The sequence below is a fragment of the Cognatundibacterium rugosum genome (genome assembly GCF_014284365.1).
Classification (GTDB): domain Bacteria; phylum Pseudomonadota; class Gammaproteobacteria; order Burkholderiales; family Burkholderiaceae_D; genus Undibacterium; species Undibacterium rugosum.
The window spans coordinates 318,815-337,639 of the sequence record NZ_JACOGG010000001.1 but is presented as its reverse complement, the minus strand read 5'-3'; the positions used below and the strand labels follow the sequence as shown (position 1 = coordinate 337,639).

The 18,825-nt window shown below is 49.4% G+C and carries 17 protein-coding genes; 12 read left to right on the top strand and 5 right to left on the bottom strand.

Annotation, left to right across the window (positions count from 1 at the left end; genetic code table 11):
* Positions 1-16: 16 nt before the first annotated feature.
* Positions 17-334, bottom strand: a complete 318-nt coding sequence (locus tag H8K47_RS01395) for a hypothetical protein (protein WP_186879627.1) — start codon at positions 332-334, stop codon at positions 17-19.
* A 142-nt stretch (positions 335-476) separates the two neighbouring features.
* Here H8K47_RS01395 and H8K47_RS01390 point away from each other — a divergent pair, with 142 nt between their 5' ends.
* Positions 477-1,448 carry a LysR family transcriptional regulator gene (locus H8K47_RS01390; protein ID WP_186879626.1) on the top strand — a complete coding sequence of 324 codons (972 nt, stop codon included), beginning with the start codon at positions 477-479 and terminating at the stop codon, positions 1,446-1,448.
* Between the two features lie 295 nt (positions 1,449-1,743).
* Positions 1,744-2,436: a riboflavin synthase subunit alpha gene (locus H8K47_RS01385; protein WP_186879625.1), complete on the top strand. Its 693-nt coding sequence runs from the start codon at positions 1,744-1,746 to the stop codon at positions 2,434-2,436.
* A 31-nt stretch (positions 2,437-2,467) separates the two neighbouring features.
* Here H8K47_RS01385 and H8K47_RS01380 read toward each other — a convergent pair whose 3' ends face one another.
* Entirely contained in the window at positions 2,468-2,854 is a 387-nt protein-coding gene (locus H8K47_RS01380) for a carboxymuconolactone decarboxylase family protein (RefSeq protein ID WP_186879624.1), read from the bottom strand.
* Between the two features lie 302 nt (positions 2,855-3,156).
* Here H8K47_RS01380 and H8K47_RS01375 point away from each other — a divergent pair, with 302 nt between their 5' ends.
* Positions 3,157-4,668: a DUF3369 domain-containing protein gene (locus H8K47_RS01375; protein ID WP_186879690.1), complete on the top strand. Its 1,512-nt coding sequence runs from the start codon at positions 3,157-3,159 to the stop codon at positions 4,666-4,668.
* A gap of 33 nt (positions 4,669-4,701) precedes the next feature.
* Here the strand turns inward: H8K47_RS01375 and H8K47_RS01370 are convergent, their stop codons facing one another.
* Both H8K47_RS01370 and H8K47_RS01365 read right to left on the bottom strand, forming a co-directional pair.
* Positions 4,702-6,648 (bottom strand): sensor histidine kinase, encoded by a 1,947-nt coding sequence (locus H8K47_RS01370; protein WP_186879623.1) that lies wholly within the window; start codon positions 6,646-6,648, stop codon positions 4,702-4,704.
* 11 nt (positions 6,649-6,659) lie between these two features.
* Complete coding sequence (locus H8K47_RS01365) at positions 6,660-7,118, bottom strand: Lrp/AsnC ligand binding domain-containing protein (RefSeq protein ID WP_162019528.1); 459 nt, start codon at positions 7,116-7,118, stop codon at positions 6,660-6,662.
* 142 nt (positions 7,119-7,260) lie between these two features.
* Between H8K47_RS01365 and putA the strand changes: the two genes are divergently transcribed.
* The 5 genes from putA (at position 7,261) to H8K47_RS01340 (ending at position 13,223) form a co-directional block, all read left to right on the top strand.
* Positions 7,261-10,917, top strand: coding sequence for a trifunctional transcriptional regulator/proline dehydrogenase/L-glutamate gamma-semialdehyde dehydrogenase (putA, locus tag H8K47_RS01360; protein ID WP_186879622.1), 3,657 nt, complete (start codon positions 7,261-7,263; stop codon positions 10,915-10,917).
* Positions 10,918-11,137: 220 nt separating this feature from the next.
* The gene (locus tag H8K47_RS01355; protein WP_186879621.1) at positions 11,138-11,722 is read left to right on the top strand and encodes an OmpA family protein; all 585 of its coding nucleotides are present in this window, start codon (positions 11,138-11,140) and stop codon (positions 11,720-11,722) included.
* 22 nt (positions 11,723-11,744) lie between these two features.
* A complete protein-coding gene (locus tag H8K47_RS01350) occupies positions 11,745-12,614 on the top strand; it encodes a patatin-like phospholipase family protein (RefSeq protein ID WP_186879620.1) in 870 nt (289 codons plus the stop codon).
* Between the two features lie 74 nt (positions 12,615-12,688).
* Positions 12,689-13,030 (top strand): peroxiredoxin family protein, encoded by a 342-nt coding sequence (locus H8K47_RS01345; protein WP_186879619.1) that lies wholly within the window; start codon positions 12,689-12,691, stop codon positions 13,028-13,030.
* Between the two features lie 31 nt (positions 13,031-13,061).
* On the top strand, positions 13,062-13,223 hold the full coding sequence (locus H8K47_RS01340) for a hypothetical protein (protein ID WP_186879618.1): 162 nt from the start codon (positions 13,062-13,064) through the stop codon (positions 13,221-13,223).
* Between the two features lie 19 nt (positions 13,224-13,242).
* Here H8K47_RS01340 and H8K47_RS01335 read toward each other — a convergent pair whose 3' ends face one another.
* Complete coding sequence (locus H8K47_RS01335) at positions 13,243-14,016, bottom strand: L-asparaginase (RefSeq protein ID WP_230410132.1); 774 nt, start codon at positions 14,014-14,016, stop codon at positions 13,243-13,245.
* A gap of 101 nt (positions 14,017-14,117) precedes the next feature.
* Here H8K47_RS01335 and H8K47_RS01330 point away from each other — a divergent pair, with 101 nt between their 5' ends.
* The 4 genes from H8K47_RS01330 (at position 14,118) to H8K47_RS01315 (ending at position 18,823) form a co-directional block, all read left to right on the top strand.
* Positions 14,118-14,603, top strand: a complete 486-nt coding sequence (locus tag H8K47_RS01330) for an asparaginase domain-containing protein (RefSeq protein WP_186879617.1) — start codon at positions 14,118-14,120, stop codon at positions 14,601-14,603.
* Positions 14,604-14,660: 57 nt separating this feature from the next.
* A complete protein-coding gene (locus tag H8K47_RS01325; protein WP_186879616.1) occupies positions 14,661-15,164 on the top strand; it encodes a hypothetical protein in 504 nt (167 codons plus the stop codon).
* A 335-nt stretch (positions 15,165-15,499) separates the two neighbouring features.
* Positions 15,500-16,354, top strand: a complete 855-nt coding sequence (locus H8K47_RS01320; protein ID WP_212680875.1) for a substrate-binding periplasmic protein — start codon at positions 15,500-15,502, stop codon at positions 16,352-16,354.
* Between the two features lie 444 nt (positions 16,355-16,798).
* Positions 16,799-18,823 carry a sensor domain-containing diguanylate cyclase gene (locus H8K47_RS01315; RefSeq protein ID WP_186879615.1) on the top strand — a complete coding sequence of 675 codons (2,025 nt, stop codon included), beginning with the start codon at positions 16,799-16,801 and terminating at the stop codon, positions 18,821-18,823.
* Positions 18,824-18,825 lie beyond the last annotated feature (2 nt).

Here is an 18,825-nt window from a genome sequence, read left to right as displayed (position 1 = left end):
CATTACAAACGATGAATTATGCGCGGCCAGCCATCGCTCGTAATTCAGCCGCCATGGCTGGTGAACACACATCGGCGTCACGTGCAATACGGTTCAGCGTCATCGCAGTACGCAAAGTACGGCGCGCCGCACGCTCTTCACGCGACAATTTAGGAAAAATACTCAGCCAGAGTGCGCGCAGCAAGCCAGACAGGATAGGACGAAACACGAGCAACATCGTGGTCAAAATACCCAAACCCAGCAAAGGGCGGGCTGCAACTGCCAAGCCGCTGATTGCAAATTGTGCGACTGGCAAGGCACTGCTGGCTGGAAATGCAATATTTAGAAACATCATGATAGAAAACCGGATTAGACGATTACAATACAGGCATAATATTGCAATGCAACATAAACTTCCAATTCCGATTTCCAATAATTACTATATTGTTTGTGAATAGTTGCTCTCAACACCATAAAAAAACAGGAGACATTCCAGTATGAATTTTTTGACTCTGGATCTGAATTTATTGCGTGTGTTCGATGCGGTCATGATCGAGCAAAACCTCACAAGAGCGGCAGATAAACTTGCCATGACACAACCTGCGGTCTCTAATGCACTGAAACGCTTGCGTCATTCCCTTAACGATGAACTCTTGATAAGAACTGCATACGGGGTTAAGCCGACTCCACGGGCTGAAGCTCTATGGCCAACGATACGTCAGGCATTGTCTACCTTGGAAGCGGCAATAGCGCCGGGTAGTTTTGATGTGTCCCACGCTGCAGTGACCTTTCGTATGGCGATGGCCGATGCGACAGCGGCACTCTGGATGCCAACTTTAGTCGGCGCCATACAGACAGAGGCACCGGGAATCAATGTGCGCATGGTGCCGCTGACCACCCGTGAGCCACGACCTATGCTGCTACGCGGCGATATCGACATTGCAGTAGGTTTTTTTCCAGGTGTCGTGGCCCAGCTGGCTGGCGGGCAGGCTGCGGGTAACAGTGCGATCCGGCATGAACGCTTGTACAGCGGTCATTATGTGTGTGTGATGCGCAAAGATCATCCGCTGGCAGCCTCTAAGCTGACGATAGATGATTATTGTTCTGCTAATCATTTGCTGGTCAGTTTTTCTGGCCGCGCACATGGTCTGGTCGACGAAGTTTTGACCCGTTATGGCAGGGAACGCCGCATCTTATTAACCATCAATCAATTTTTCACGGCCGGTCGTGTCGTCGCCCATTCTGACTTGCTGACGGTATTACCGCGTCACTTGATTTCAGCAACAGGGATGACCGACGCGCTGATCTGGAAAGAGTTGCCATTTGAGACACCTGAAGTTCATGTGGATATGCTGTGGCATGAGCGCGATGGCCGTAATCCGGCACATAAATGGCTGCGGGATAATTTGATTAATATGACCCATTCCAATTTAGTTCCTGAATTAGAGCAGGATGTAAGCCATGAATGAAGATAGTAAGTACTTGCAAAAGAGCAGTTAATCGTCTTTGTGTGCCACTTTTACACAATATATAAACAGCATATCAACAAGATATCCAGTACTTATACATAAGTTATACCGCATTTATACAGAGGTTTTCCACGGCCTGTACAAGGTTTGTGCACAGAGTTACCCACAGATCGGCTGCTGCAAATAGTGCTACGGGTTGCTAGTCTGCATCCGCTCCCTTGAGTCGTATCGGTAGAGTCCCGTTTGCCGTTTCGATTTACAATCGCAGTCTTGCTGATACAGATGGACAACATATATGTTTACAGGGATAGTTCAGGGTGTGGCTCAGATTGCCGCGATTGAGGATAAGCCGGGCTTGCGGACTTTGCGCATCGCGTTTCCCGCGGGTTTTGACAGCAATCTGGAAATTGGTGCCAGTGTTGCGGTTGATGGTGTATGCCTGACCGTGACGGAACTGCATGCAGATGCTGCCGATTTTGATGTGATGCAGCAAAGCCTGACTATCACCACGCTGGGATCTTATTCACAGGGAGCGCGTGTGAATGTGGAGCGTGCTGCCAAAGACGGTGCTGAAATCGGTGGTCATCCTTTATCAGGTCATGTCGATTTCACCGCACATATCGCGGCCATTCGTGAGTTAGAAAATAACTACGTGATACGGATTGCGGTTCCTCCGCAGTGGCTGCGCTATATTTTTGCCAAAGGTTATATCGCTATCAATGGTGCCAGTCTGACTATCGCAGAAGTCAATCGTGATGAAAGCTGGTTCGAAGTCTGGCTGATCCCTGAAACCTTGCGCATGACGGTATTTGCTGAAAAAACGCCAGGTGCCGCGCTCAATATAGAAATTGAGCGCACTACTCAGGTCATCGTTGATACGGTGCGTAACATGCTGGGTGAAACGCTGGGCCCATTGCTGCCGGCTTTGGAGGCAGTGCTGGCGCAGCAAGGTTTGTCTGCGGAAGCATTACGCTCGGCAATACGCTGATACGGATGCTTGCTGACGAATGCCAGTCAGATCAGACTGGCTCCGTCAGCCCTGCTTCCTTTAGCACCTCATGTGCAGAGCGGAAGGCGTCGATAGCGAGTGGCATACCGCAATACACGCTCGCATGTAGCAATACCTCCTGAATTTCTTTCAGGCTTGCACCATTATTCACTGCGCCGCGTACATGGCCTTTGATTTCATGTGAGCGTCCCATCGCCGTCAGCATCGCCAGCGTGATCAGACTACGCGTTTTTAACTCCAGACCATCGCGACACCAGACTGTGCCCCAGGCATTCCGATTCACAAATTCCTGCAGCGGTGCCGTGAAATTGTCCAGATTGCCGGTGGCTCTGCCGACAAATTCTTTTCCCATCACTTGCTCGCGTATCGCTAAGCCATTTTGTGTCTGCTGATCCATCGTATCTCCATGTGGTTTAATCAGAGCATCATGCTGAAAGTGTAAATGATTTCCTGAGACAATTATCTTTAAAAAATGCATGGCAGATTTTCAGTGCAGATGGGTGTTTCTGTGACTGGTGAGAATAATCCCTCCCCAACTGCGTTGTTACTGTTAAATATATTCTCAGGGAAATAAAAAGATTTAGCTTGAAGATACTATACGTACTAGAATGAATCGAACCCCTCATACCTGCCTGCAATTTTTCCTCACTTTCTGCAGGATAAACCGCTAGTAGCTGCCTAGTCTTAGGATTGCGCATGATGTCATTTCTAAAATCCGATACACCGGACTTACCTCCCTGGAGGGTTTTACTTGTTGATGATGAGCCTGACGTTCATAGCGTCACTAAGCTGACACTGAACCGTTTTCGTCTCGATGGCCGGGCCATACAATTTTTGCACGCTTACAGTGGTCAGCAAGCGAAAGCTATTTTGCAGTCTGAGGCAGACATTGCACTGGTCTTTCTGGATGTGGTGATGGAAACGGAAAATGCCGGGCTGGAGGTCGCCCGCTGGATGCGTAAGGATTTGCAAAATCAGATCACGCGTATCGTACTGCGCACCGGGCAACCCGGGCAGGCACCCGAGGAAAGTGTCATCGTCGATTATGACATCAATGATTACAAGGAAAAAACCGAGCTGGACAGGAAAAAGTTATTCACCACGACTTTTGCAGCCTTGCGTGCTTACCGCGACATCATGACGGTAGAAGAAGCACGCCGTTATCAGGCCAGTTACCGCGCTGGCCTGGAAAGAGTAATTGAAGCTTCTGCCCATATTTTTCGCCAACGTAATCTGAGTGATTTTGCCAATGGTTTGCTGCAACAAGTGGTGGCATTGCTCAGACTGGAAAAAAGTATGTTGCTCAGGGTTAAAGGCGCCAGCGCTATTCATGGTGAAGAGCGTTATGAAATTCTGGCGCGTATAGGTGAGCTGGATCTGGAGCACGACGTATTCAGCCCCACTTTGCTGGCGCGGTTGGATGAGACCTGTGTCAATAAAATATCCCGGTTATATGACGATACCTTCGTTGGGTATTTTCCTAACAATAGTGGAAAGACTTCCCTGCTGGTATTGCAGGGGGTGCACGATGTGACGGAAATGGATACCCAGCTGCTGGAAGTGTTTTCATCCGGTGTGGCGATCGCGTTCGACAACATACTGCTCAACCAGGAAATCACAGATACCCAGGGCGAACTGATTATGCGCCTGGGGGATGTCGTTGAATCACGGTCTCATGAGGCGGGCAACCATGTACGTCGTATGGCGGAAATCTGTTACCTGATCGCGATAGAGTCTGGTATGGATGCCGACGAGGCTGTGATATTAAAACAGGCTGCTCCTATGCATGACATCGGAAAAATTGCGACACCCGATGCGATTTTGCTCAAGCCTGGCAAATTGGATGCGGATGAATGGGAAACCATGAAAAAGCATCCTGAAGTCGGTATGTCTATCCTGCAAGGTTCGCAGCGCCCTATCTTGCGTGCCTCCGCGATCATCGCGCATCAGCACCATGAGCGCTATGATGGCAGCGGTTATCCTCAGGGCTTACAAGCGCAAGAGATACACCCCTATGCACGCATCGTTGCGGTGGCGGATGTGTTTGATGCTTTAATCCAGAAACGTGTATATAAACCTGCCTGGCCAGTGCCTGAAGTATTGGCACACATGGAGTCTGTTGCCGGCGCTCACCTGGATCCGTACTATGTGGCGATTCTGGTCGAAAATGTGGACAAGGCGCTGGATATCAACAGCCGCTATCCTGACTAAAATCTGCAAATTGGTGAAAGTTGCGGCCTTGGCTTAGCTCTGTATGTCGTTATCAGTGGAAGACTGATGCCGCAATGGAACACTGATTTCATAACGCAGCCCCTTGCCGACACCGCTGCTGGCGCGGATTTGTCCACCTAAGCGAACAGTCACCAGGTTATACACAATGTGTGTGCCCAACCCGCTGCCACCCTGACCGCGTTTAGTTGTATAAAACGGTTCAAATAAATGCCTGAGTTCTTCACTGGATACGCCTTTGCCATTGTCTTCAAACAGCAGCGTCAGCGTCTCTCCGTCTTGCGTTGCACAAATACTGATGCGGCCATCGTCACGCTGTTCCAGCCCATGTACCAGTGAATTCACGAGCAGATTTGTGATGATTTGCGAAATAGCGCCCGGAAAACTGTGCATATGGATATCGTCTGCACAGCTAAGTTGTACGCTGACAGATGTCCCTCTCAGCTTGGGTTGCAGTGCCTGCAGGGTTTCTTCGAGATAGCTGCGCAGATCAAACTCACGCAGCATTTCATGCGACTGATCTACCGCTACTTGTTTAAAGCTGCGCACCAGGGTGGCACCGCGCTGGCTGTTAGTCGTGAGTATGCGCAAGGATTGATCACAGATATCCAGAAACTCTGTCAGCCCTTGTTCGCTCAGTTGACCGGATGAGAATTGACTGCGCAGTAAAGCCACTTCCTCCACCAGATGGCTGGTTGCTGTGACACAGATGCCTAGCGGCGTATTGATTTCATGCGCCACACCGGCAACCAGGCGTCCTAAAGAAGCGAGTGTTTCCTGATTAATCAGTTCTGACTGCGCTGATGTCAGCGCTTTCAGCGTTTGGCTGAGCTCGAAATTTTTACTCTCCAGTTCTTGTTTGGCTCTTTGGATATCTTCGGCAGCCTGCATGCGTAACAGCGCGGCTGCAACATGGCTGGCGATGAAGCTCAGTAATTCAAGATCTGCATTGGTATACGCCAGTTCGGGGCGATAGCTCTGAACAATCATTACACCAAATAATTGCTCGTCCGCGAGCAAAGGTGCACCCATCCAGCTGTAAGAATCGAGATTGCCCAACACTTCTATCTTGCCGTCGGCAATCAATTGCTCGAGTTCTGCGCGATTGATCAGTAGCGCCTGGCGTTGTTGCACTACATAAGACGTAATCCCTTTACCCAGCGGGAAACGGGTACCGGTCGCATTACCATCAACTTCATCTGCAAAATATACGATGCTGAATTCACGGGTATCCTCGTGAAAAAATGCGACCATAAAATTCGGTACCTGCATCAGCTCGCTCATGATTTCATGCAAACGTGAAAACCGGCGTTCGTGATGCGACACAAGGATAGACAATTCCGCAATTTGATACAGGGCTCTTTGCAGATTTTCAGCTTTACGACGAATCTCGATTTCGCGCTTGAGTAACTGCGTCCGTTCGCGTACAGCCTGCTCAAGTTTGTCAAAGCTGAACAGACGCTCCAGCGCGATTGATACATGCGCAGCAATCATTCGAAACAGCGCCTGATCCTCGTCAGAGAACAGATGATTGGCGTTATAGCTTTGAATAACCATGGCTCCCAGGACATGACCTTGGTGACTGAGTAAAGGATGACCCAGCCAGTGTTCAGAGCGTGTACCACTGCCCCAACCGCGCGCCGCATCCTGCTCAGCCGTCATCGATAAGGGGCTACGGTTCAATATCACCCATGCGGTAGGTGACTCAGACGGGTCTTGCAACGGGAAAGTCTGATCGGGATCGAGAGGGGCGTCGACTTCGTCAACTTCATACACATAGCGCACGCTGTGTGATTCATCGTTATACAGAGCGACATAAAAATTGGCCGCATACATGATGCGGCCAATTGCCTGATGTACGTTGCGCAGAAAGCCGGCCAGTTCATTGCAGGAAGCGGAAAGATGGCTGATTTCCAGCACTACCTGCTGTACCGCTTCCAGCCTGTTCAGCCGTGCCTTCATGGCCAGACTGGCTATTTAATTGGCAGGCAACTGGTGTTTTTGACTTCTTCCATGACAGCATAAGTATGCGTTTCACGGACACCACTCAGTTGTAATAAGGATTTACCCAGAAAGTCACGGTAGGCATTCATGTCTTTAACACGTGCTTTGACCAGATAGTCAAAGCCACCGGCAACCATATGACATTCAAGGACTTCAGGAATAGCCTGTACCCCGCGCCGGAATGCATCAAACACATCGGGTGTAGTACGGTCTAATACCACCTCGATAAAGACCAGTAAGGCGACATCGAGCAAGTGTGGATTTAATTGTGCCGTGTAACCAAGGATGTAGCCGGATTCTTGCAGTTTACGCACACGTTCCAGGCAAGCTGCCGGGGACAAATTGACACGGGTCGCCAATTCAACATTACTGATACGGCCATCATTTTGTAATTCGGCCAGAATTCTTTTACTGATTTTGTCTAGCATAAGAAGTCAAAAAAAACGGGTTAATAAAATTCGGGATAATTTTCTCATGAAATAGAAAATTTTGATATATCCAAGTATTTCCAGAATTAATAATCAGGGAGCATCTATACAATGAAATCATATTCGTTCTCATTCATCCTATATGATCGCCACTCATTTGCCTGATTCATCTTCTCCGTTTTCAGCCTTGCAAGCAGAGCTGCTACCCAGCCAGAGTACACTCAGAACAGCCATCACTGCAGCTTACCGTCGTGACGAAACTGAGGCTGTCGAATGGCTGTTGTCACAGATTAATCCACATACCAGCTTACAACAACATGTTGCGAAACTCGCACACAAGCTGGTCAGTTCGGTGCGTACTCAACGTACCAGAGCGTCTGGTGTGGATGCTTTGATGCATGAATTTTCTTTGTCTTCCGAAGAAGGCGTAGCGCTGATGTGTCTGGCTGAGGCCTTATTGCGAATTCCGGATCATCAGACGGCAGATCGCCTGATTGCAGACAAAATCAGTAAAGGAGACTGGGCTAAGCATCTGGGCGAATCACCTTCTCTGTTCGTGAATGCCGCGACCTGGGGTTTGCTGATCACTGGCAAACTGGTCAGCACCAATAGCGAAACTGGGCTCGGTGCCGCGCTGACCCGTTTGATCGCGAAAGGTGGCGAACCGCTGATACGCAAAGGGGTAGACCTTGCGATGCGTATGCTGGGTAACCAGTTTGTGACTGGACAAACCATCGAAGAAGCGATCAGGAATAGCCAGGAAAATGAGAAACGTGGTTACCGTTATTCCTACGATATGCTGGGTGAAGCAGCACTGACTGCCAAAGATGCAGCGTATTACTATCAGGCTTATGAAACCGCAATCCATGCCATTGGTAAGGCGTCGGCAGGGCGTGGCATCAAGAATGGCCCAGGTATTTCTGTCAAATTATCTGCACTGCATCCACGCTATTCTCGGGCTCAGCGTGCGCGGACGCTGGACGAGTTACTGCCACTGCTGAAAAAGTTACTATTGCTGGCTAAACAATATAACATCGGCCTGAACATCGATGCGGAAGAAACAGATCGTCTTGAATTGTCGCTCGATCTGATGGAGGCACTGGCATTTGATGCGGATCTGAAAGGGTTTGAAGGTATCGGTTTCGTCGTACAGGGCTATCAGAAACGTTGCCCGTTTGTGATTGACTATCTGGTGGATCTGGCGCGTCGCAGTGGCAGTAAATTCATGATACGTCTGGTGAAAGGCGCTTACTGGGATGCTGAAATCAAACGCGCCCAGGTCGATGGCTTATCGGGTTATCCGGTCTATACCCGCAAGGTGTACACCGATTTGTCTTACCTGACTTGTGCGCAAAAACTGCTGGCAGCGACTGATGTAATTTACCCACAATTCGCGACGCATAATGCGCTGACTCTGTCGACCATTTACACCTGGGCGCAACAGGCGGGTGTGACCGATTACGAATTCCAGTGTCTGCATGGAATGGGTGAAACCCTGTATGACCAGGTGGTGGGTAAAGAGAATCTGGATAAACCTTGCCGTATTTATGCGCCGGTCGGTTCTCACCAGACCCTGCTGGCCTATCTGGTACGTCGCTTACTGGAAAATGGTGCGAACTCTTCTTTCGTGAATCAGATCGTCGATGAAAATGTCTCGATTGATACCCTGATTGCGGACCCAATTGCTGTTTCGCGTGAACTGGGTGGCAAGCCACACAATGGTATTGCCTTACCACGTGATCTGTTTGGAAAAGAACGTAAAAATTCTGCCGGACTGGATTTCTCCAACGAGATCACCTTGCAGGAAGTCAGTACACATTTTGAACAAAGCGTGCATCAGACCCAGATCGCAGGTCCTTTGCTGGCGGTGGATTGCAATGCCAGCAGCAGCCGGCCTGTCTTTAATCCAGCCAATCTGAAGGACAAAGTCGGCGCCGTGATTGAAGCGAACAGTACCGACGTACAACATGCCTTACATGCCGCCCACGCCTATGCGCTGGACTGGCAGACAACGGCACCTTCGGTGCGTGCAGCAGCGTTGTACCGTGCAGCAGATTTACTCGAACAACAGACTCTGGATTTCATGGCGCTCGCGATTCGCGAAGCGGGAAAATCCTTACCGAATGCGGTGGCTGAAGTGCGTGAGGCCGTGGATTTCCTGCGTTATTACGCGGCCCAGACCGAGTCGCAGCCTCAAGCTCAGGCACTGGGACCGGTCGTATGTATTAGTCCCTGGAATTTCCCGTTAGCGATTTTTATTGGTGAAGTCAGTGCAGCTTTGGCGGCAGGTAATGTCGTGCTGGCAAAACCGGCTGAACAGACGCCGTTGATTGCCTACCGTGCAGTGCAGTTAATGCACGAGGCAGGTATACCGCGTGCTGCTTTGCAATTCCTGCCTGGTAGGGGTGAAGTGGTTGGTGCTGAACTGGTCGCAGACCACCGGGTGCGTGGCGTAATTTTTACCGGCTCGACGGAGGTTGCACAGATCATCAACCGCACCCTGGCCAAGCGCGCTGTGACAGAGGGGATCGATATTCCGCTCATCGCTGAGACCGGTGGTCAGAATGCGATGATCGTCGACAGCAGTGCATTGCCTGAGCAAGTCGTGAACGATGTCCTGTCGTCTGCGTTTGACAGTGCTGGCCAGCGTTGTTCTGCCTTGCGTGTATTGTGTCTGCAGGAAGATATCGCTGATAAAACCATAGAAATGCTGCATGGTGCGATGCAGGAATTGCGTATTGGGCAGACAGACCGGCTGGCGACGGACATCGGTCCGGTGATTGATGCCGAAGCGCAGAAAAATCTGCAGATGCATATCGATCAGATGCGTCATAAAGCGAAATCGTTCTACACACTGAATTTACAAGATTCCTGTGCTGACGGTACTTTCGTCGCCCCTACTGTGCTCGAAATTGCTGATTTGTCCGATTTGAAAAAAGAAGTATTCGGCCCGGTTTTGCATGTATTGCGTTTCCAGCGCGATCAGCTCGGCAGTCTGATTGATCAGATTAATGGTACTGGCTTTGGTTTGACGCTGGGGGTACATTCCCGTATCGATGAAACCATACAATTTATCGTTGAACGCGCTCATGTCGGTAACATCTACATCAACCGTAATATTGTTGGTGCGGTAGTTGGTGTACAACCGTTTGGCGGTGAAGGGAAATCCGGTACCGGTCCGAAAGCAGGTGGTCCGCTCTATATCAAACGCCTGCAACGTCAGGCACCGGCCGGCATCACGGGTCATACTGTATTCGAACGTCAGGTACCGGCCAGCCTCAGCGCTTTCCTGGTGTGGGCTAAGGTGCAGGGCCTGAAGATCGCGGATTTGGGTGAGCAATATGCACATCACAGTCCTTACAAAGTCACGATGTTATTGCCAGGACCAACCGGTGAGCGCAATACCCTGTCTTTCGCACCGCGCGGTCAGATTTTCTGTGCTGCGACCAGCACAGCCAGCTTGCTGAACCAGATTGCGGCGACGTTGGCGACTGGCAATACACCAGCCATGCCTGCCACGGTCGCCCAGTTGTTACCGCCCGATTTTCCAACTGAGTTGAAGGCACTGATTAAGACTCAGGAAGCGGAACACACCAATGCCCAAATCGCATTGGTTGAAGGTGGCTTATTACATGAATACAAAACCCGCTTTGCGATACTGGATGGAGCGATCGTATCCGTGATAGAAACCGACGAGCACAGTGAAATTCCTCTGTGGCGCCTGGTGGCAGAACGCGCGCTGTGCGTGAACACGACTGCAGCGGGCGGCAATGCAAGTCTGATGGCGATGGCGAGTTAAGCGCATTCAGAATCGCAGCGGCAAATCGCGTAAGCTGAAGTCTGCTGTTCTTCCCCTATCCCCGGCTGTGTTCAGCCGGGGATTTTTTTTATCTGTGTGCCGGGTGAAAAATGGGAATGCAAGAAGTGTTGTCATTGATTGAAAACGATAGTTACACATTGCATTGCAGCCATGATTGTCATGGAATAATCAATGCGTTTTTATCATCAGGAATGACAGCATGAAAATCACGCACCGCCTGCTGACGGCAGCAGCACTCACCTTGGTCGTTTCCGCCTGTACAACGCCCCCAGCGCCAGTCAGCACTGTATCTCCGCCGGCTGTGTTACCGGTAGCCCAGTTAGAACGTGGCGTACAAATCGTCTTGCCCGACACCGTTTTATTTGAAACCGGTAAAGCCGACATTCATAGTGGTCAGGCGCAAGCCTATCTGGAACGCATCGCTTATCTGTTGATCACGAAAACAGAAAAAATAGTGTCGGTTGAGGGTCATACCGACAATGTGGGCAGTACATCATATAACCAGAAACTGTCTGAACAGCGTGCACTTGCAGTCAAAAAAGTGTTGCTGGATTTAAAAGTGCCGGAGCAGCGTATCGTGACGCTTGGATATGCGTATCAACATCCGGTTGCATCTAATGCGACCGAAGAAGGCCGCAAATTTAATCGTCGCACCGAACTCATCGTGTTAGACGAGAAACTGGAAAACATGACCCGCGGCGAAGCTGCAAATTCCTTTGAAGCTGCGTTCAGTCGTCTGAAAGGCCTGATAGAACAAGGTTTATTGCAAGCGCCGGACAAATAGGGAGATAGCGGTGAATCCACAGATGAAACGACGCTTAATGCTGGCAATGGGAGCAGGCCTGCCTTTGCTGAGTCATGCAGCACAAAAAAATGTCAGTGCAGTCCAGACAGCGCCCGCCCGTTCTTTGAAACTGGGACTGGCATTAGGTGGTGGATCGGCGCGTGGTTTTGCGCATATTGGCGTGATTCAGGCACTGGAAAAACATAAAATCCGACCGGATCTGGTGGTTGGCACCAGCGCAGGCAGCATTATCGGGGCATTTTACGCCGCCGGTTTTAGCGGGACACAAATGGAAGAGGTTGCGATGAAAATTCGCGATTTTGAGATTGCCGATATTTCTGCCGGCTCCAGGCGTGGCATGGTAGTCGGCAATGCCTTGCAAAATCTGGTCAACCAGTATCTGCAAAATAAACCGATAGAAAGCTTTGCGACACCATTTTATGCGGTGGCGACCAATCTGGTGAGTGGCAAGCTGCACTTATTCCGCAGTGGAAATGCCGGCTTTGCTGTGCGGGCTTCCTGCAGTATGCCGGGCATATTCATTCCGGCCAGGCTGGGTTCGGAGGAGTTTGTCGATGGCGGTCTGATCAGCCCTTTACCCGTGGCGGAGGCAAAAAAAATGGGTGCTGACTACGTGATAGCCGTTGATGTCAGCGCTTCTGCTGACAATGTGAACCTGCATGGCATGTTCGAGTTGCTGATGCAGTCGTTTGATATCATGGGCCAGTCATTGATACGCATGGAAGCCGAAAAAGCAGATGTCGTGATACATCCAGACCTCAGAAAATTTTCCAGCACTGATTTTCAGTTAAGGAAAGAGTTGATTGCAGCTGGCTATCAGGCTGGATTACAGGCTATTCCCCAAATTAAGGCGGCGCTCGCAAAAGACTGATCAAAGACGGGCTGGCGTCTGTCAGGTTTGCGTGGGAGGATACGACTAAGTTCGAACCATCACTGAGGCTTACCATGTCAACCACTTCCCTTCATCACCTCATCCGCAACAGCCTGCGTGTTATGGCACTTGCTATACTGCTGCAGGCGGTGCCAGCCGCCGCCAAAGAACCGCTGATTGCACGGTTCCAGTTACAGGATAGCTCGGGCCAGCGTATCGACAGCAGTCAGTTTGCAGGAAAAACAGTACTGGTCAGTTTTTTCACCTCGGGCTGCAATCTGTGTGCACGTGATTTTCGCTTAATGCGTGAATTTTATGTTGGCAACGCAAAGCGAAATTTTGTACAGCTAGGGATCAGCCTGGATCAGCCTGGATCAGAATCGTCAGGATTTCGATACGTATCAACAGCTGGTTAAACTGGCGGTTCCGGCTGATCAACGTTTCCCTGTGTACTGGCGCAATGCGCCGGGCCACAAGGATAATTTTGGTGTGATACAAAGTCAGCCTACCCACTTTGTGATCAACACCAAAGGACAAATCGTCTGGAAGCGCGAAGGTTCATTTCAGCCTGAAGACTGGGATAATTTATGGGAAGCGCTTGGCAATTGACGTATTTCGCTACGATCGCCTACATCTCAATCGGCAGGCTCCAGCCGCAGGGAATGACATCATGCCGCACATTGGCGCGCATTTGATGACGTCTGGCGAGACTATCCGGACTCCAGGTACTGTCCCAGCCTGGGGGATAATTGAGTTCAAAGACCTGTTCCTGCTGGCGTTCCCTGACTGGTATCACAGGAAGAAAGTAAGGCAGCGGTGCTTCCGGCGTGTCGGAACCGAGACTGTAGGCATAACCTGGCAACAGCGCATCACATATGCTGGCGAACCAGGACGTATGATCTTCATCCCTGCCCAGTGCCTGCGCCAGTCCGGCCGGATCAAAACGGGCCAGTGCGGCGATCAGTTCGGCAGTACTCGCACCTGGTACATCGCCCCAACCCATGACAGGGTTGAAAATATAATCCGCACCGGAACCATACCAGCCTTCGCGTAAAGGGCGTTGCATCCAGTTACGGTTGCCTGTGAACAAGTGCCAGCGCCAGTGCAGTCCCGATGCCTTAGGCCAGCTGTACAGATACAGGCGTTGATAACCAGCCTGATGCAATTCCCTGACCATGGCCATCAGACGTGCATGTGGCATACGTTCTGGGGGATCTCGTCGGAACAGGATAGGCTCGCCATCGGCGAACTGCACTTCGTCATGGGATAAATTCAAGTCTATCACCCTCTTCTCTGCGCCGAAACGTGCGCTGACCCAGCCAGTCAGTAAATTGACGGCTGTGAGTACGCCAAAACCACGATGGCGCTGGAAAATAACCGTTCCGGGTGCAATAACTTTCATCAGTCAGACTTTCACAACGAGCGCTTCAGTGTAGCAGCTTTCAGCGCAGGCGTTGGCAGGCTACAATGGCTACATTACTTCAACTCAACTGAACCGAGAATATGACTTTACGTATCTTAGCTACCGGTGGGACTTTTGATAAACACTACGATGAAATAGCCGGCAAACTCGGCTTTTCTGCCAGCCATTTACCCGAAGTGCTGCAACGCGCACGCCTGACCGTACCAGTTGAGCTGGAAGTCTGCATGTTGATGGATTCGCTCGATATGGATGACAATCATCGCCAGACTATCCTGACCGCTTGTCAGAATGCGACCGAAAATGCGATCGTGATCATACACGGCACCGACACTATGCGTGAAACGGCTGAAGTGCTGGGCGCCGCAAATCTGGGAAAAACTATCGTGTTCACCGGCGCGATGATTCCTTATGAAATTGCCAATTCAGATGCTTTCTTCAACCTGGGATTCGCCTGCGCGGCTGCACAGCTGCTGCCAGCTGGTGTCCATGTCGCCATGAATGGCAAAGTTTTTCCCTGGAACGATGTACAAAAAAACCGTACTGCTGGCGTGTTTGTGAATAAATAAATGGTGCTTGCGGTGTCGGGCCGGCACCGTAGCTCCGCATCCGATTTCAGGACTCGTATGAAACTGCTCAACACCTTAATCGCGTCAGCTCTGATCAGTATTTCAGCGTTGGCTGGTGCTGCTGAAACCCGTTTTGACAGCTTTTATTTTTTTCAGCCGGAATCGGTATTGCAGGAAAAAGGCGTGAATGTAGAGAGTCTGGGGCGCTATACGCGCGCAGTGCAGACACAAATTTATAAGTCACTCAAAAACGCCAAATTGCCAGCCAGCGCAGGCTATCTGGTGATTGCCATCCGTTCGGATGAGGAAGTCGCGACTTGGCTGGATATGAAGCCCGTTGTGCATGAATACTACGATAATCAGATTTATGAAGTCGTCAAAAATCTGCAGCCACCCAAAATAAATAAAGGTATTTTTGTATTTGCCATCAAGATGGCCATTGATACACCGGTACATACAAAAAAATCTATCCCGAATCCATCTGGCTGGGATGATGCACGTAAAAAACTGGCTGATCCAAACAGCATTGAACATCTGGTGTTGTCACTCTGGCCGGAATGACATAACCACGATGCAGTATTTGCCGGTATTTGCATAGCAACTCACCATGGCGGTCTTTTTTTGGCACTGATAAATCGTGCCAGTCAGAACAATACCTCTTTTAAAACAGTGTTGCTTTCACAGAGCAGGCTGTGCGTTGGAGACAACTTCGCACAGCGAGGACAAGATGGCTGATGCCAGTGTTAATGCGATCCCAATCTTGCCGAGAAGTATGATTTGATTTTTCGTTTTGCTTGACCTATGTTCAAAGTGAGAGGGGAAGCTGTGGCTCATCTATTGCTGAGCTTATTCTTCGTCCCCTCCTACTTGCTGTATCCCTTCACCAGGAGCAGAACATGACACATGCCTTTCGCTTAATGACATTGCAGTTTAAGGATGTCATGCAACATATCGTGCGGCGGGGAAAACAGCAGGGTTTGCTGGCTTTTGTGCTCGCGCTGTGGGCCGCGCAAGTGATGGCGTCGCCTGCTGCACCAGGGGAGTTGACGATTTACACAGAAGATTGGCCGCCGATCAGCTTTAAGAGTGGTGACAAGCTCGATGGTATGGCGGTGGAGCTGGTGCAAGCGCTGCAAAAAAGAATAGGCAGCAATACGGCGATACAACTGGTTCCGTGGAACCGTGGTTATAAGGCTTTGCTGGAAGATCCCAATATTTTGCTTTTTACAGTAGGGCGTTCTGAAGAGCGTGAGAAAGCCATGACTCTGGTTGGCCCGCTTGCTATTTCACGTACTGTTTTGTACACCCGCAAGGGAAACGCTGCACGCTTGCTAGGCCTGGGTGATGATCTGTATCAGGTTGCAGTCGGTGCCTACCGGGGTAGTATTTTTGCTGATGCTGCGATGAAAAAAGGATTTCAAACGCTGGATCTGGCTGCAACTTCGCAAGTAGTAGCAAAAATGCTCATGATGGGGCGGTTCGACTTATGGGCAGACGGTAATGTGGTTGTTCCCAGTGTGCTCAAAGACATCGGTTATACGATACAAGACGTGGAGCGGGTGATGGTGCTGGATAGTCTGGAACTCTATTTGGCATTTTCGCCAAAAACCCCATTAAGTACAATTAAGATCTGGGAAGATGGCCTAAGACAGATGAAAAAAGATGGTAGTTTTCAGAAGATCCACCAGAAATGGCTGCCTGGTGAAATTCCGCCCGCGGATACGTTCAGACTAGGCCTGACAGGAAATTAGATCAATTGCAGTCAGGGTTGAGCTGACAGGTAACTCACTTTGATTTTTGGGTGACAAACTGCCATGTGACAAACAGGCTGTATCAAAGATTTCTGGTTTACCATAAAATGGAAACTGAAATTCCAAATATATTTGGAATGATCAGGCGCGCCAGTCTGAACGATTTTCCGCAACATAGGCTTCATTCTTGAATTCAAATCCTAAAACAGTGAAATTTTTTAAAAAAATTCCGTCATTGTTATGGAAGCAGAGATTTTTTTATCGTAGGTGTACAGGGAACTGAGGATGAAAGACGGCTGGAAATCAATGATTAGTGAAAAATTATCGCGTTTTTTTCTCATCCTTAAATTTGGACTGTTATTCGCCACGGTACTACCCTTAATCAGTATTGGGATTCATAGCTATCGACAATATCAACAGTCGATGCAGCGGCAAGATTTGCTGATGATTTATCTCAAAGCGTTGGCAACGATGCAGGCCATTTCCGCCGAGCGCGGGCCTTCTAATATCTTAATTTCACAAGCCCCCTACTATGCATCACCGGATCAGGTGTTGCTGGAGCAAAGCAGAAAAAAGACAGATCAGCTGATACAGGAATTGTATGATCAGATCAATTTGTCATCGCACCCTACCAAACCACAATTACTAGGTTATTTAGGAAAGACTCACCGGCAACTGCGAGTAGCACGCAAGGGGATAGATTTTTTCCACGAACCACAAAATGGGCGACCTGAGCATATTGATGGCTTAATTGAAGAAATGTTCAATGCGATGCCGCCGATACAATCCGCTGTATATCTGTTAGCAGAGAATTTGATACAGAGTGCACCCGAAGCGGCCTTGTTGACGATACAAATGGCATTAACGGCAGAATTAAGAGATAACGCAGGCAAGCTGGGTTCTTTGCTAATGCCTGCACTGATTACCGGTAAGGATCTGGATACATCGAATCTGGCCCGCATTAATGAGACGCAGGGACGCATTTTGCAGATACGTGAACAGACCCGGCGTCTGACTCAGTTGCTGAGTCAATACGGACAGATTACGCAGTCATCTGAGCAGATGGAGCAGATATATTTCCAGACCGGACTAAGACAGTATCACGTGTTGATTCAGCAAATGCAATCGCATCAACAGCACGTCAATGCCAAGTCGTTTACTACGGATTATGTACAGGCAATGCAGGCGATAGTAGGATTTAGCGACGAATTTCAAAAATTAGCTAACACTTTAGCAAAAAACAAAGAAACGGAAACCTTATTATCTTTATGCTGGACTGTTTTATTGATTATCAGTTTGTTTAGCATCTCCCTGTTTTTACTCTCTTTTTTACAACGCAGGATAGTGAATCCTATCGAACAGGCCAGAACTTTGCTGGGTGAAGCAGTCTCCGGACATGCCCAATCCAGGTCAATTGCCTATCCCTATCAGGATGAAATCGGCGAATTATTTTCAGCGATACAAATCGTAAATCGTCAGCATCAGGAACGTAATCAGTTACTGACTGAACGTAGTCAGTTAGTCAGTCAGTTACAAAAAGAAAAAGAGGTTTATCAGTCGATATTGGATAACACCCGCGATGTGATCTGGTTATTTGATATGACAAGGAAAAAATTCCTGTTTGTGAGTCCGTCAATACAAACTATTAACGGTTGGCAAGTAGAAGAAGCGATGCAGGAGGATTTTTATCAGCGTGTTGAATTCGCTGAATTTTTTGCTGCACTGAATACGGTGCTGGATGAGCACATGTCAGCCGGAGCAAGGCCAGAAACAACGATACGGGTGCCAGTCTTAGAGGTGGAGATGCCGCATAAAAACGGTGAGATGATACCCATAGAAATTTCGGGTTCTATCCTGATCGGCAAAGATGGCAGCACCCACTTTCTTGGCATTAGCCGTGATATTTCTTCACGTAAGAAAAGTGAACATCTGATTAAAAAGATGGCCTTTTTTGACAAGCTTACAGATCTGCCTAACCGCAGCTATTTCGACGAAAAGATCGAGAGTATGTTGCTAAGGGCGGAGCAGGAACATACATTGTTGGGTCTGGTGTTTATTGATCTCGATGACTTTAAGCCGGTCAATGACCGCTACGGTCACGAAGTCGGCGACGAGTTGTTGAAAGCAGTTGCCGGGCGCTTGCAAGCTTGCGTGCGTCAGAACGATGTTGCTGCCCGGTTAGGGGGTGACGAATTTGTGGTCATCATGCCGGATTTACAGGATGAGCAAGCTGCACAAATCCTGAGTGAACGTTTGCGTGAAAGTATCTATCAGCCCTTCACGTTGAACTCTGTTGGTCAGTTGAAAATTTCTTGTTCTGTCGGTATTGCACTCTATCCTGATCATGGCAAAACAGTCGCAGAAATTATGCGTCACAGCGATATTGCCATGTATGCGGCTAAGCGCGCAGGCCGCAACCGGATACAGTTTTTTTCTGCCGAGATCAATGCTGCTGTGAACCGCAATTAGCA

Bases quoted from the DNA above. Each gene is read 5' to 3' on its own strand.
- H8K47_RS01395 (WP_186879627.1), bottom strand. From the start codon at position 334: ATGATGTTTCTAAATATTGCATTTCCAGCCAGCAGTGCCTTGCCAGTC.
- H8K47_RS01390 (WP_186879626.1), top strand. From the start codon at position 477: ATGAATTTTTTGACTCTGGATCTGAATTTATTGCGTGTGTTCGATGCG.
- H8K47_RS01385 (WP_186879625.1), top strand. From the start codon at position 1,744: ATGTTTACAGGGATAGTTCAGGGTGTGGCTCAGATTGCCGCGATTGAG.
- H8K47_RS01380 (WP_186879624.1), bottom strand. From the start codon at position 2,854: ATGGATCAGCAGACACAAAATGGCTTAGCGATACGCGAGCAAGTGATG.
- H8K47_RS01375 (WP_186879690.1), top strand. From the start codon at position 3,157: ATGTCATTTCTAAAATCCGATACACCGGACTTACCTCCCTGGAGGGTT.
- H8K47_RS01370 (WP_186879623.1), bottom strand. From the start codon at position 6,648: ATGAAGGCACGGCTGAACAGGCTGGAAGCGGTACAGCAGGTAGTGCTG.
- H8K47_RS01365 (WP_162019528.1), bottom strand. From the start codon at position 7,118: ATGCTAGACAAAATCAGTAAAAGAATTCTGGCCGAATTACAAAATGAT.
- putA (WP_186879622.1), top strand. From the start codon at position 7,261: ATGATCGCCACTCATTTGCCTGATTCATCTTCTCCGTTTTCAGCCTTG.
- H8K47_RS01355 (WP_186879621.1), top strand. From the start codon at position 11,138: ATGAAAATCACGCACCGCCTGCTGACGGCAGCAGCACTCACCTTGGTC.
- H8K47_RS01350 (WP_186879620.1), top strand. From the start codon at position 11,745: ATGAAACGACGCTTAATGCTGGCAATGGGAGCAGGCCTGCCTTTGCTG.
- H8K47_RS01345 (WP_186879619.1), top strand. From the start codon at position 12,689: ATGTCAACCACTTCCCTTCATCACCTCATCCGCAACAGCCTGCGTGTT.
- H8K47_RS01335 (WP_230410132.1), bottom strand. From the start codon at position 14,016: ATGAAAGTTATTGCACCCGGAACGGTTATTTTCCAGCGCCATCGTGGT.
- H8K47_RS01330 (WP_186879617.1), top strand. From the start codon at position 14,118: ATGACTTTACGTATCTTAGCTACCGGTGGGACTTTTGATAAACACTAC.
- H8K47_RS01325 (WP_186879616.1), top strand. From the start codon at position 14,661: ATGAAACTGCTCAACACCTTAATCGCGTCAGCTCTGATCAGTATTTCA.
- H8K47_RS01320 (WP_212680875.1), top strand. From the start codon at position 15,500: ATGACACATGCCTTTCGCTTAATGACATTGCAGTTTAAGGATGTCATG.
- H8K47_RS01315 (WP_186879615.1), top strand. From the start codon at position 16,799: ATGATTTATCTCAAAGCGTTGGCAACGATGCAGGCCATTTCCGCCGAG.